A 14,210-nucleotide genomic window follows, 5' to 3' on the forward strand; every position below is an offset into this window, starting at 1 on the left:
GGCTGGTAAGCTTTCCCGCTTGACCTTTCGCCCCTTGGCCCTTAACCGCCAGAGGCAAAAGGAAAGGGTGGCGCATGAAGGTTCTGTTGATCGGATCGGGCGGACGCGAGCATGCGCTCGCCTGGAAGCTGGCGCAATCGCCGTTGCTGAGCGAATTCTATGCCGCGCCCGGCAATCCCGGCATTGGCGAACACGCCGTGCTCGCGCCCGTCAACATCGAGGATCATGAAGCGGTCGCCGCCTTCTGTAAGGACAAGGCGATCGATTTCGTCGTCGTTGGCCCCGAGGCGCCGCTCGTTGCCGGCCTTGCCGACCGGCTGCGCGCCGATGGCCTGACCGTCTTCGGACCCTCGGCAGCCGCCGCCCAGCTCGAGGGCTCCAAGGGCTTCACCAAGGATATCTGCGCCCGCTACGGCATTCCGACAGGCGCCTATCAGCGCTTCAACAATGCGCCGAAGGCCAAGGCCTATATTCGCGATCAGGGCGCGCCGATCGTCGTCAAGGCCGATGGCCTTGCCGCCGGCAAGGGCGTGACGGTGGCGATGACGCTGGATGAAGCCTTGGCTGCCGTCGACGACTGTTTCGAGGGCGCCTTTGGCGCTGCCGGCGCCGAAGTCGTCGTCGAAGCCTATCTCGACGGCGAGGAGGCGAGCTTCTTCTGCCTCTGCGACGGCAAACATGCGCTAGCGCTTGCCACCGCCCAGGATCACAAGCGGGTGGGCGAGGGCGATACCGGCGTCAATACCGGCGGCATGGGCGCCTATTCGCCGGCGCCGGTCATGACCGCCGACATGGTCGAGCGCACCATGAAGGAAATCATCGAGCCGACGATGCGCGGCATGGCCGAGAGCGGCCATCCCTTCTCTGGCGTGTTTTTCGCCGGGCTGATGATCACCAGCAAGGGGCCGGAGCTTATCGAATACAATGTCCGCTTCGGCGATCCCGAATGCCAAGTGATGATGATGCGGCTGAAGAGCGATCTGCTGCCGCTGCTGCTCGCCACCGCCAACGGCACGCTCGATCAGGTGAGTGCCGAATGGAGCGACGATCCGGCCCTGACGGTGGTCATGGCCTCGAAGGGTTATCCCGGCGCGTACGCGAAAAACACGCCGATCCTCTCCCTGCCCGAGGCAGGCGAGGGCGAGAAGGTGTTTCATGCCGGCACGGGCCTGAAGGACGGCGCGCTGGTTGCGACCGGCGGGCGCGTGCTGAACGTCACCGCGTCAGGCGGCACGGTCGCCGAGGCCAGGGATCGCGCTTACGCGCTGCTCGACAGGGTCAAGTGGGAAAACGGCTTCTCCAGGCGCGACATCGGCTGGCGGGCGATCGAGCGCGAAACAGGTGCGGACACAGTATAAACCGCCGCGTTCTTTAAATTTTTACCCTTTCCCCTGACGGGATGGAAACAAAGCTGCGCTATACCGCTCTCATAGTGAGACGGAGTTGCGTTGATGCGTCAGATTTTCCTCGGTGCGGCAATCCTGCTGATGGCAGGTTCGGCGATGGCTTCCTCGATCGAGGTGATCGGCAAGACCGCGGCGCCGGCTGAAGGCAGCATCATCACCGAAAGCTGTGCCGCTTGCCCGCCGCTCCAGGCCGAACTCGTCAAGAAGGACTATACGGTGCCGGAGCTGAAGCCCGGTGTCCTCCAGGCGAGTGAAGTCCGCGATGTCGGCGGCGAAAAGAAAATCTATCGCACCGAAGGCTGGATGGGCGGCTCGCCCGTCGTCTTCGTCAGCAAGGCGACACCGGAAGCGATGATCGCTGCCGCGCCTTCAGCCCCATCCGCGGATGGCATCGATATGAGCGCGACGACCGCGGCCGTCATCGGCGGCGATGCCAAGCCTGTTGTGGCCGGCATGGCGGAACAACCGGCAGCCCTGAACGTTTCGGAATTCAAGCTGCGTTTCTAAAGTTCCCTGCCCCTGCCCGATCAAGGTTTCGATCGTTTGGGGTTCCACCTCAGGTGGACCGAATGCACCCTCGAAGATAAGCGGGGGTGCATTCTCTTTTGTGCGTGATGGCGAAAACCTAGGCGGTTTGCGTCCGGCTCGCAGACAACAACTTATTCAAGAACTTCAAGCAAATGAGATCCAATTATCGGTGAACATCGAGCGTTTTGCTTCCCAGTCGACCCCTGAAATTTTAGGGAAATTCCCGTCACTTATAATAAAATTAAACATTTCTTATGGGGTGAGCCTCAATGGTTATTTACCCGGTCGCAGCATGTTGTTTGAGCAGCGGTAGATGCGTCGCCGTTTTGGCGCGCTCGCACAGGCGGTAGGAAACCGCACCGGACTGCACTCACCGTTCCCGTTGCGAGGCGTCATGAAAAATCTGAAAATATCGAAGCAGCTCATACTGCTGGTCGTCGGCCTGATGATCGCCTTTGCAGTTGCCACGTCCCTGCAAATCCGTTCCTCGGTCGATGCGATCTACAAGGAGCGTTATGACATGCTCCGCGCCGAGGTTCAGTCGGCGGTCTCCGTTCTCAAGCTTTACCAGGCTAAGGTCACCGCGGGCGAAATGACGCTCGAAGATGCCCAGAAGCAGGCCTACGCCACCGTCAACGGCATGAAATACGATCCGGACGGCTATTTCTTCGGTTATAGCTATGACGTCCAGATGCTGTTCCACTACGACGCCGCGAAAGTCGGGCAGAACCTCAAGGGCCAGCCGGACAGCAAGGGCAAGCTCTACCGCGAGGAACTGGTCAAGCTCGGCCAGCGGGGCGGCGGTCTCGTCGAATTTTATTCCACCAGCAAGCCGGGCGAGCCGGCCGGCGATTATCGCAAGACGGCCTATGGACAGGCCTTCGAGCCATGGAAAGTCGTCGTCGTCACCGGGGTTTATATGGACGATCTCGATGCGCAGATCCACAGCACGATCCTGACCGCGCTCTCCGGCAGCATCGTTCTGTTCTTCCTTGCCATGGCGGCCGCCTACGTCGTAATCCGTGGCATTTCCGGCCCTCTCAACAGCGTCCACGCAGCGCTGAAGGCTGTCGCCGAAGAGGATGTTTCCATCGCCATCCCGCATACGGCCATGAACAACGAGGTCGGCTTGATGGCGAAAGCCACGCAGTCGCTGCAGGAAAAGATCCGCGAACGCCATGCGATGTCGGATCGCGAGGCGGCCCAGCAGCTGGCGCTGGAAAACGAGCGCGAAAACAATCAGCGCCAGCAACAGGACGAGACGGCACTCCAGGTCCGCGTGATGGCGACGATCGGCCAGGCGTTGGAGATGATTGCCCGTGGCGATCTCACCGTCCGCTGCGCCGATCTCGGCCAGAAATATGCCGCCCTTCGCGACAACTTCAACGATGCGCTGTCGCATCTCGAAGCCGCCATGGCCAAGGTCAGCGCCAAGGGCGCCGATATCGGCACCAGCAAGGAAGAAATCCGCCGCGCTTCCAACGAGCTGTCGCAGCGCACCGAGCGCCAGGCGGCGAGCCTCGAGGAAACCTCGGCGGCCCTCGACGAACTCACCGTCGCCGTCCGCCAGACGGCCGATGGGGCCCATGAGGCGAGCAAGCGCGTCCACTCGGTCAGCAACGAGGCCACCCACAGCGATGCGATCGTCGGCCAGGCGATCGAGGCGATGAGCGGCATCGAGAAATCGTCGTCGGAGATCACCAAGATTATCGGCGTCATCGACGAAATCGCCTTCCAGACCAACCTCCTGGCGCTGAATGCCGGCGTCGAGGCGGCCCGCGCCGGTGAATCCGGCAAGGGCTTTGCGGTCGTCGCCCAGGAAGTGCGCGAACTCGCCCAGCGCTCCGCCGCCGCGGCCAAGGAGATCAAGGACCAGATCGCCCGCTCCTCCAGCCAGGTCGAGCACGGCGTCCGCCTGGTCGGCGAGGCAGGCGAGGCGCTGAAGCGCATCTCCGACCAGATCAAGGCCGCCAACGAGATCGTCGCCAAGATCGCCCACAGCGCCTCCGAGCAGGACACGACGCTGCGCTCGATCTCATCGTCGATGAACCAACTCGACGCCGCTACCCAGCAGAACGCCGCCATGGCCGAGGAAACCACGGCATCGGCCGAAACGCTGGCCAGCGACACCGACGAGCTGCTTGATCTGATCCGCGGCTTCCGCGTCGGCAGGTCCGGCGCGGCTCCGGCCATGCATCAGGGTCGTCGCGCCGCTTAAACGGCCCCGCGAGTTCCATCACCAGAGCCTGTGCGGCCGCCGGTTTCCGGCGGCCGTACTGTTTTGGAAACATTCAGCAACGCGTTTGATCTCGTGATCTGATAAAATGCCGGCGCCGGCGTCGTCATGGATGAAATCGCCCGGCGGGAGCAGCCCCTCATCCGCCTGCCGGCACCTTCTCCCCGTAAACGGGGCGAAGGGGATATGCCGCGACCTCTCCGTTCCCCACAAGCTCTTGCAGGGCACCTCGACTCTCCTCGTCAGAACGGGGAGAGGGTTAGGGTGAGGGTGAGGGGCAAATTCCGGTGCTAACCCGGCAGCCGTAGGCCCAACTTGAGAGGTAGAAAGATTACCGACCCAACCCGCTCTCACCCCGAGATCTTCGAGAAGTCCGCCACCGTCCCCGTCGCTTCGCGGATCAGCCGCAGCAGAGCCAGGCGGTTGGCGCGGATGGCCGCGTCCTCGTCGTTGACGAGCACGTCTTCGAAGAAGCGGTCGACCGGGCCGCGCAGCTGGGAAAGCCCTGCCATCGCCGAGCGGAAATCTTCTCCGGCGACGGCATTGGCCGCTTCCGTCGACGCACTGGAGATTGCCGCGAACAGCTCCTTCTCGGCATCGAGCTTCAGCAGCGCCGGCGAAACGGCATCGGCGATCACAGTGCCCTTCTTCTCCTCGGCGGCGAGCAGCTGTGTGGCGCGCTTGGTGCCGGCAAGCAAGTTTTTGCCGTCCTCCGAGGTGATGAAGGCCGTCAGCGCTTCGACGCGGCGGGCCACCATCAACAGATCGTCGGCATCGGCCGTCAGCACGGCGTCGATCAGATCGTGGCGGGCACCCTGGTCGCGCAGATAGACCTTCAGGCGATCGTGGAAGAAGGAGAGGAGGTCGAAGCAAGTCTCGGCCGGATCGCCTGCGAATGAAAACACGGACTCGCCGCCTGTCTTGGCGAGCAGCGACGTCCGGCTCATGATCTTCAGCAGCGGCAGCCTGACATTGCGCTCCAGCAGGATCCTGACGACGCCGAGGGCGGCACGCCGCAGCGCGAAGGGATCCTTCGAACCTGTCGGCTTTTCGCCGATCGCCCAGAAGCCGATCAGCGTGTCCAGCTTATCGGCGAGCGCGACGGTGATCGCGACCTTGTCGGCGGGAACGCGGTCCGACGGGCCTTGCGGCTTGTAGTGGTCTTCGATTGCTGCGGCAACCGAGCCATTCTCACCCTGCAGCGCCGCATATTTGCGGCCCATCAGGCCCTGCAGTTCGGGGAATTCGCCGACCGCTTCGGTGCGCAGATCGGCCTTGGCGAGCACGGCGGCGCGATCGGTGAGAGCCGCATCCGCGCCGGTGATCTTTGCCAATTCCTCCGCCAGCGCGCGGAGGCGGGCGACACGTGCGCCCTGCGTGCCGAGCTTGGCATGGAAGGTCACGTCGAGCGCATCGAGCTTGGCCATGCGCTGGTCGAGCGGCTTCCTCAGGTCGAGGTCGAATTTTGCTGCCGACGCCTTCAAAGTCTCCAGATCCGGCAGGCCGCCCTGGTCGCGCTTCCAGAAATGCAGCGCATCCGAAAGCCGGGCCCGCACCACCTTGCCGTTGCCGTGGACGATTTCCTTGCCGCCGTCATGTGCCTGGATATTGGAAACCAGGATGAATTTGTTCGACAGCGTTTCCTCACCCTGCTTGCGGGTGACGAAGCACTTCTGATTGGTCTTGATGGTCAGCCGGATGATCTCGGAGGGGATGGAGAGATAATCTTCCTCGAAACTGCCCATCAGCACCTGCGGCCATTCCACGAGGCCGGAGACTTCCTCCAGCAGGCCCTCGTCTTCGACAAGCTCCAGCCCGTTGGCAAAAGCGGTGTCGCGGGCGTCGTGCAGGATGATATCCTTGCGCCGCTCGGCGTCGAGGATGACCTTTGCCTTTTCCAGGCTTGCCGCATAATCGTCGAAGCGCCGGACGGTGATCGCCTGGGGCGCGTGGAAACGATGGCCGTAGGTGATGTTGGAGGCGATGATGCCGTCGATCTCGAAGGGGATGACGGTGGTTTCCTCATGCTCGGGGCCGAAGGTGCAGACGATCGATTGCAGCGGCCGCACCCAGCGCAGAGCACCGGCCTTGGAGGACGCCTTGCCCCAGCGCATCGACTTCGGCCAGGGGAAATCGCGGATGATGCCGGGCATCACCTCGGCGACGATCTCTTCCGCCGCGCGGCCGGGCTTGGAAATGACCGCGACGTAGAAATCGCCCTTCTTCGGATCGCTGACCACCTGCGCCTCGGAGATCGACGAAAGGCCGGCGCCGCGCAGAAAGCCTTCGATCGCCTTCTCATTGGCGTCGGTGCGCGGCCCCTTGCGCTCCTCGCGCACGTCGGCCGAGCGCGCCGTCAGGCCGTGAATGTCGAGCGCCAGCCGCCGCGGCGTCCAATATTCACGGGCGCCCTCATAGGAAAGACCCGCTTCGACGAGCGCATCGGTGACGAGCTTCTTCAGATCGCCGGCAGCCTTGCGCTGCATGCGGGCCGGAATCTCTTCGGAGCGGAGTTCGAGAAGAAGGTTTGGCATATCACACTTTTCCTTGCGCCCGCGGGCAGGGCGATCCAAAACGTTGCTTCTGCTATCAAAGAATGCCGCATCTGCACAACCGCAAAAACGGAAGAGAGCAATGGGGTGAACGGTTGGTAGGCGTTGTGCCGTGTGGCCCCCTCATCCGACACTTCGGGCCGCCTTCTCCCCGCTGGGGAGAAGACAGGAGCAGGCCGCTTGCCCTCGGCTCCGCAAACAGTACCTCCAGGAGGGCGAGACGCTGCTACGATTTCGCTTCTCCCCTTGGGGGAGAAGGTGCCGGCAGGCAGATGAGGGGGCTACGCGGCGCAATGCCGATGATCCCCCAATCCAATAACTTCCGCTGTGGAAACCACAGTCGGGCATTGCCTTGCCGCTTTTCGCCGCTATGGTCCCGCAACTTTCGTCGAAATAGGAAATCCTATGGCCGCTGACCTCCGTTTTCTCGCAGCCCGCATCTCGGCCGAAATCAACGCTCGTCCGGAACAGGCCAAAGCCGCCATCGAGCTGCTCGACGAAGGCGCCACCGTGCCCTTCATCGCGCGCTACCGCAAGGAAGTGACGGGCGGGCTCGACGATACGCAGCTGCGCAATCTCGCCGAGCGGCTGGTCTATCTGCGTGAACTCGAGGCCCGGCGCGCCGCGATCGTCGAATCGATCACCGGCCAGGGCAAGATGACCGACGAGCTGATGGCGAAGGTTTCAGGCGCCGAAACCAAGGCCGAGCTCGAAGACCTCTACCTGCCCTACAAGCCGAAGCGGCGCACCCGCGCCGAAATCGCCCGCGAACGCGGCCTCGGGCCGCTTGCCGAGGCGATCCTTGCCGAGCGCGGCCGGGAACCGGCGGCGCTTGCCGAAAGCTTCGTCACGGCTGATGTGCCCGATGTGAAGATGGCGCTCGAAGGCGCGCGCGACATCATCGCCGAAGGCATTGCCGAAAATGCCGATCTGCTCGGCAGATTGCGCGCCCATATGCGCCAGGCGTCGCTGCTGAAGGCCAAGGTCGTCGACGGCAAGCAGGCGGCGGGCGAAAAATTTTCCGATTATTTCGACCATTCCGAACGCTGGGCGACCGCCCCCGGCCACCGCGCGCTCGCCATGCTGCGCGGCTGGAACGAGGAGGTGCTGACGCTGACGATCGAGGCCGACGCCGAGACCGCCTCGCCGAACAAGCCGGTCGAACGCATGATCGCTGCGGCCTATGAGATCGGCGCAAGCCGCCCCGGCGACCGCTGGCTGATAGAGGTCGCGAGCTGGACCTGGCGCGTCAAGCTTTCCATGTCGCTGTCGCTCGACCTGATGCGGGAGCTGCGCGAGAGGGCCGAAGAGGAGGCGATCCATGTCTTCGCCCGCAATCTCAAGGACCTGCTGCTCGCCGCCCCCGCCGGCTCGCGCGCCACCATGGGTCTCGATCCCGGCATCCGCACCGGCGTCAAGGTCGCCGTCGTCGACGGCACCGGCAAGGTGGTTGCGACATCGACGGTCTATCCCTTCCAGCCGCGAAACGATGTGCGCGGCGCCCAGATCGAGCTCGCATCGCTGATCCGCAAGCACAATGTCGAGCTGATTTCGATCGGCAACGGTACCGGCAGCCGCGAGACCGAAAAGCTGGTGGCCGACATGCTGGCCGAACTGCCGGCGCCGAAGCCGACCAAGGTCATCGTCTCGGAAGCCGGCGCCTCGGTCTACTCAGCCTCGGCAACCGCAGCGGCCGAGTTTCCCGATCTCGACGTGTCGCTGCGCGGCGCCGTCTCGATCGCCCGCCGTCTGCAGGATCCGCTCGCCGAACTCGTCAAGATCGAGCCGAAGTCGATCGGCGTCGGCCAGTATCAGCACGATGTCGACCAGCAGAAGCTGTCGCGTTCGCTCGATGCTGTGGTCGAAGACGCGGTGAACGCCGTCGGCGTCGATCTGAATACCGCCTCGGCGCCGCTGCTGTCCCGCGTCTCCGGCCTCGGGCCCTCGATCGCCGACGCCATCGTCCGCCACCGCGACAACGAGGGCCGCTTCGAGACGCGCCGCGATCTGTTGAAGGTTGCCCGCCTCGGCGGCCGCACCTTCGAGCAATGCGCCGGCTTCCTGCGCATCCCCAACGGCAAGGAGCCGCTCGACGCCTCCTCCGTTCACCCGGAGGCCTATGGCGTCGCCAAGAAGATCGTCGCCGCCTGCGGCCGTGACCTGCGCGCATTGATGGGCGACAGCGCCATGCTGAAATCGGTCGATCCGCGCCAGTTCATCGACGAGAAATTCGGCCTGCCGACCGTCAGGGACATCATCTCGGAACTGGAAAAGCCTGGTCGCGACCCGCGTCCGAGCTTCAAGACCGCCACCTTCGCCGAGGGCGTCAACGAAATTTCCGACCTGAAGCCCGGCATGATGCTGGAGGGCACTGTGACAAACGTCGCCGCCTTCGGCGCCTTCGTCGATATCGGCGTGCACCAGGACGGTCTGGTGCATGTGTCCCAGCTTGCCGACCGCTTCGTCAAGGATCCGCACGAGGTGGTCAAGGCGGGAGATGTCGTCAAGGTGCGGGTCGTCGAGGTCGACGCCAAGCGTAAGCGCATCGCTCTGTCGATGAAGCGCGACGACGGTTCTGCAGCGCCGCCGCCGCGTGGTGATTCTCGCGGAAACCAGGGCTCGCGGCCACAGAACGAGCGCCGGCCTGCCGCTCCCAAGCCGGAGAGCCAGGGTGCTTTTGGCGCGGCACTGGCCGAAGCGATGAAGCGAAAATAAGGGTTTAGCCTGTATTTCGGCAAAAATGCAACAGTTTGGCAACGTTCTGAACGGAGTGCTAAATCCGGCGCTTGTAAGGCGAAGGAGAGTTATTAAGTTGATGTGACCATCCTGTCACATTTGCGAGGCGTCCATGGCGTCGGCTTTCCTTTCGATCGTCCAGCAAATCATCCGCAAGGGTTCGTTGAAACTTACCCTTGCCAATGGCGACACTTATTTGATCGGCGACGGTAGCGGAGACATGGTTGCCGCCCGCCTCGCCGATCAGGAGGCCGAGGACGCCATCCGGCGCGACCCGACGATGAAGCTCGGCGAGATGTATATGCAGGGCCGGTTCATTCTCGAAGAGGGCAATATCTACGATTTCCTGTCGATGGTGAAACAGAACACCACCAACGAGATCTTCGATTTCAAGATGGCAGCACTGCTTCTGGGCCGAATTGCCTGGCAGCAGCTGAAGAGCCGCGTGCCGGTCAATCGCAACAAGCACAATGTCGCCCATCATTACGACCTGTCAGCCAAGCTCTTCGATCTCTTCCTAGATGAGGACTGGCAATATTCCTGCGCCTATTTCGAACCCCCGGGCATCGGGCTCGACGAGGCGCAGCTCGCCAAGAAACGCCATATTGCCGCCAAGCTCCTGCTCGAGCCGAACCAACGCATCTTGGAGATCGGTTCCGGCTGGGGCGGCATGGGCATGTACCTGACGGAGGCGACCGAAGGCGCCGAATTCACCGGCATTACGCTCAGCGAAGAGCAGCTCAAGGTTTCCCGTAGTCGCGCTGAAAAGCGTGGCCTTGCCGAGCGCGTGCGGTTCGAGCTGCAGGATTACCGCACCCTGACGGGCAGAAAATTCGACCGCATCGTCTCGGTCGGCATGTTCGAGCATGTCGGGATCGGCAATTACCCCAATTTCTTCCGCAAGGTGTCGGATCTGCTCGACGACAACGGCGTCATGGTGCTGCATTCGATCGGCCGCCCGAAGCCGAGTTTCGGCACCAATGCCTTCATCGAGAAGTATATTTTCCCCGGCGGTTATATCCCTTCGGTCGGCGAAGTCTTGCCGCCGCTCGAAAAGGCCGGGCTCCTGGTCAGGGATGTCGAAATCCTGCCTTTGCATTATGCCTATACGCTGCGTCACTGGCGCGAGCGCTTCGTGGCCCGCAAGGCCGAAGCGGTGGCGCTTTACGACGAGCAGTTCTTCCGCATGTGGGAATTCTACCTGGCCGGCTCGGAAATGGGTTTTCGCTGGGACGAGCTCTTCATCCTGCAGATCCAGATCGCCAAGAACCAGTTCACCGTTCCCGACAACCGCAATTACATCGCCCGCAACGAAGCCAAGCTGAAGGAATTCGAGGCGAGGCGCCCGCCGTTGGAAAAGGTGACCTTCTGAGCGGCAGCCGGACGCGATGAAAGGACATGCCGATGAGCAGTGCGTTTCCCGAGATCTACCTGGTTCGGCACGGAGAAACCGAATGGAGCCTGTCCGGGCGCCATACCGGCCGCAGCGATATCCCGCTGACGGCGAATGGTGAGGCCGCCGCCCGCAAGCTTGCCGAGCGACTCGCCGGCCACGCCTTCTCCGCCGTCTGGTCGAGCCCGTCGGCGCGTGCCCGTAAAACCTGCGCGCTCGCCGGCTTCGGATCGGGCGCGGTGATCCGCGACGATCTCGCCGAATGGGACTATGGCGCTTATGAAGGCGTCACCACGAAGGCAATCCTGGCGGAGCGCCCCGGCTGGCAGCTCTTTCGCGACGGTTGCCCGAATGGCGAAACGGCGGCCGACGCCGGCGCTCGCGCAGATAGCATCATCCACGCGCTTCGCGAGGCGGCGGACAGCATCTTGATCTTTTCCAGCTCGCATTTCCTGCGCGTGCTCGCCGCCCGCTGGCTCGGCCTGCCGCCGGAAGGCGGCGCGCATTTCGTGCTGGATACGGCCAGCATCAGCGTGCTCGGTTACGAACACGATCTGACGGAACCGGTCATTCGCCGGTGGAATCAGAGATAGGATGCCATCAGCCGTGTGGGGCCGACGACATGACTTTCATTAGCGCCCTTTGTCCCCCGTGGTTAACATTGGGGTAACGACCCCACTATAAATGTAACCGTCGCCGCTCTCCGCGGCTTTGTTTTTGCGTTTTCTGGAGTGCGGACGTGTCTCATCGATCAGTCGTATCGATCTCTTTGGCTATTGCCTTTTTATCTTTCGGTTCAGCGGCGGCGCAGGAAAGCGGCCAGCATTTCTGGTCGGGCGACTGGTATCTGAACGTCGGCGTCGCCGGCTTCTCGGCGCCAAAATTCGAGGGCTCGTCGCACAATGAATTCAAGTTCAGCCCACTGATCTCGGTCGGCCGCCAAGGCGCCGGCCCGCGTTTTTCATCGCGCAACGACAATCCCTCCTTCGCCCTGATCGACAAGGGCGCCTTCCGCGCCGGCATCGTCGGCAAGTTCGTGCCATCGCGCGACGAGGGCGACGGCCATGAGCTGAAGGGCTTGAGGAAGGTCAAATGGGGGGCTGAGGCCGGCGGTTTCCTAGAAGTCTACCCCACCGATTTCCTGCGCGCCCGCGCCGAAGTCCGCCAGGGCATCCGCTCGCATGACGGCGTTGTCGCCGATCTGGCGATCGATGCCTTCACCGATATCGCGCCCGACCTGCAGCTGTCAGGTGGCCCGCGCGCGACATTTGCGACAAGGGGCTATTACGACGCCTATTATGGCGTCAGCGCCAAGCACGCCGCCGAAAGCGGCCTTGATCCTTACAAGCCGACGGCGGGCATGCAGTCTTACGGCGCCGGCGCAGCACTGACGTGGAAGGCGACCGAAAATCTCTCGGCAAGCTCCTTCCTCGAATATAAGCGGCTGGCCGGTCCCGCCGCCGACAGCAGCCTGGTGCGCGACCGCGGCTCCAAGAACCAGGTCCTGATCGGCGTCTCGGCGACCTACAAGTTCAATTTCTCCCTGCAGTGATCCAATGCATGTCGCCCGGAAGTGTGCAGCGGTTCCGGGATAACGACATGCATTAAACATCCAATGCATGTCGCCCAGAAGTGTGCAGCGGGTCCGGGATAACGACACGCATAAGACAAGAGATCGCTTCTTGACCGGATCGCCGGCCGGTCGCTAGATGGCGGCATGCAAGATACCGGCGACTTCCACGATCGCGTTTCCGACGCACCTTCCGATAACTGGGTCTACCGGATCCTGCCGCCATGGCTCTGGCCCTATGCACAGCTGGCGCGATGGGATCGCCCGATCGGCTGGCAGCTGCTGATGTGGCCGTGCTTCTGGTCGGCAACCCTTGCCGCCAATGCGGCGATCGGCGAGGGGCTCTATTCCGGCAGCCTGCTGGTGTCCCACCTTTTGCTCTATTTCATCGGCGCCGTGGCCATGCGTGGCGCCGGCTGCACCTATAACGATCTTGTCGACCACCAGATCGACATGGAGGTGGCCCGCACGCGCTCGCGTCCGCTTCCCTCCGGCCGGGTGACGCGCGCCCACGCGAAGATCTTCATTGGCCTGCAGGCCCTCGTCGGGCTTTTCGTGCTCTTGCAGTTCAACTGGTTCACCGTCTTCCTCGGCGTGCTCTCGCTCGGCATCGTGGCGCTTTATCCCTACGCCAAACGCTTCACCGACTGGCCGCAATTCTACCTGGGGCTTGCCTTCTCCTGGGGCGCGCTGATGGGCTGGGCCGGCATTTTGGGCGGCCTCTCCTTTGCCGCTGTCCTGCTTTATGCCGCCTCGGTGGCCTGGACGATCGGTTACGACACGATTTACGCCCATCAGGACAAGGAGGACGACGAGCTGATCGGCGTCCGTTCCACCGCGCGCCTGTTCGGCGACAGGACGCGGGTATGGCTGATCGGCCTCTATGGGCTGACGCTGGTATTGATGTTTGCCGCTTTCGCGCTTGCCGGCGCCAATCTGATCGCTTTCCTGGCCCTGTTCGGGGCCGCCGGCATGTTCGCCTGGCAGATCGTCCGGCTCGATATCAATGATGCCGCCCAATGCCTGGCGCTCTTCAAGTCGAACAATCGCGTCGGCCTGATCATCTTCTTCGGCCTCTTCGTCTCGCTGCTCTTCGCCATTCCCTGAATGGGGCGATGCGTGAAAAGACAAACCCGGCGCGGGCGCCGGGTTTCAAATGCGTGCGAAACGAAGTGTCGCGAAATCGCTCAGTTGCGGGCGATGATTTCCTTGCCTTCGATCTTCATGGCGACGCCGAGCCGGCCGGTGGTGCGGCGCACGAGGAAGCGCGGGCGGCGGTTGGCGAAGTAGGAATGGCGGCGGCGCGGTTTGAGATCGCTGGTGCGCAAGCCGCCGATATGGTCTTCGAGCGGCCGGGCGACGCCGTCGGCCTCGACCATCAGCATCGGAATGCGGAATGCTTCCGACCAGCCGCGCCAGTCGGCGGCGATATCGCTGAGATCATGGGCGACGAGCAGCGGAATGCACAGTTCCGGATCGGCATGATGGAGTTCGAGGGTGACGGTAACCTCGCCGTCGCCATGGTCGATGGCGCGGGCGGCGACACCTTGGAAGACGCGCTTCGGCAGCGCAATCGAGAGCGGCAGGCCGCTGGAGGGGAGGACCTTGCGCAGGACCGCGCCGCGTTCGTCTATGGTAATATTCACGTCATCCGAACAATCATGGATGGCGTAGCTGACCTGCTGCGGAAAGCGGGACGGATCGAGGCGTAACGTCGTACCAGCCCAGGCGGGCTTCATTACGGGATTGTTCATGTCATTCTACCCTTGTCTTACCTGAGAGCCGATTT

10 protein-coding genes are annotated in these 14,210 nt (G+C 62.9%); 8 read left to right on the plus strand and 2 right to left on the minus strand.

The features are described 5' to 3' along the window. The first annotated feature begins 74 nt into the window (after window positions 1-74). The 3 genes from purD (at window position 75) to K6N12_RS04735 (ending at window position 4,152) form a co-directional block, all read left to right on the plus strand. Window positions 75-1,358, plus strand: a complete 1,284-nt coding sequence (purD, locus tag K6N12_RS04725; protein WP_097624042.1) for a phosphoribosylamine--glycine ligase — start codon at window positions 75-77, stop codon at window positions 1,356-1,358. Between the two features lie 93 nt (window positions 1,359-1,451). Further along, a complete protein-coding gene (locus K6N12_RS04730) occupies window positions 1,452-1,913 on the plus strand; it encodes a plant virulence effector HPE1-like domain-containing protein (protein ID WP_097624043.1) in 462 nt (153 codons plus the stop codon). Window positions 1,914-2,328: 415 nt separating this feature from the next. After that, window positions 2,329-4,152, plus strand: a complete 1,824-nt coding sequence (locus K6N12_RS04735; RefSeq protein ID WP_097624044.1) for a methyl-accepting chemotaxis protein — start codon at window positions 2,329-2,331, stop codon at window positions 4,150-4,152. A gap of 368 nt (window positions 4,153-4,520) precedes the next feature. Here K6N12_RS04735 and glyS read toward each other — a convergent pair whose 3' ends face one another. Further along, window positions 4,521-6,704: a glycine--tRNA ligase subunit beta gene (gene glyS, locus K6N12_RS04740; RefSeq protein ID WP_097624045.1), complete on the minus strand. Its 2,184-nt coding sequence runs from the start codon at window positions 6,702-6,704 to the stop codon at window positions 4,521-4,523. 423 nt (window positions 6,705-7,127) lie between these two features. Here glyS and K6N12_RS04745 point away from each other — a divergent pair, with 423 nt between their 5' ends. The 5 genes from K6N12_RS04745 to ubiA all read left to right on the plus strand — a co-directional run bounded on the left by K6N12_RS04745 (window position 7,128) and on the right by ubiA (window position 13,528). Further along, complete coding sequence (locus tag K6N12_RS04745) at window positions 7,128-9,437, plus strand: Tex family protein (RefSeq protein WP_097624046.1); 2,310 nt, start codon at window positions 7,128-7,130, stop codon at window positions 9,435-9,437. 133 nt (window positions 9,438-9,570) lie between these two features. Further along, window positions 9,571-10,830, plus strand: a complete 1,260-nt coding sequence (locus tag K6N12_RS04750; RefSeq protein ID WP_097624047.1) for a cyclopropane fatty acid synthase — start codon at window positions 9,571-9,573, stop codon at window positions 10,828-10,830. Window positions 10,831-10,862: 32 nt separating this feature from the next. Next, entirely contained in the window at window positions 10,863-11,444 is a 582-nt protein-coding gene (locus K6N12_RS04755) for a histidine phosphatase family protein (RefSeq protein ID WP_097624178.1), read from the plus strand. A 146-nt stretch (window positions 11,445-11,590) separates the two neighbouring features. Then, window positions 11,591-12,403, plus strand: a complete 813-nt coding sequence (locus K6N12_RS04760; protein ID WP_097624048.1) for a MipA/OmpV family protein — start codon at window positions 11,591-11,593, stop codon at window positions 12,401-12,403. Window positions 12,404-12,568: 165 nt separating this feature from the next. Beyond that, window positions 12,569-13,528, plus strand: a complete 960-nt coding sequence (gene ubiA / locus K6N12_RS04765) for a 4-hydroxybenzoate octaprenyltransferase (RefSeq protein ID WP_097624049.1) — start codon at window positions 12,569-12,571, stop codon at window positions 13,526-13,528. Window positions 13,529-13,608: 80 nt separating this feature from the next. Here the strand turns inward: ubiA and K6N12_RS04770 are convergent, their stop codons facing one another. Continuing rightward, window positions 13,609-14,175 (minus strand): DUF6101 family protein, encoded by a 567-nt coding sequence (locus K6N12_RS04770; RefSeq protein ID WP_012556768.1) that lies wholly within the window; start codon window positions 14,173-14,175, stop codon window positions 13,609-13,611. Between the last annotated feature and the right edge of the window lie 35 nt (window positions 14,176-14,210).

The organism is Rhizobium redzepovicii (assembly GCF_019793435.1).
GTDB lineage: Bacteria > Pseudomonadota > Alphaproteobacteria > Rhizobiales > Rhizobiaceae > Rhizobium > Rhizobium redzepovicii.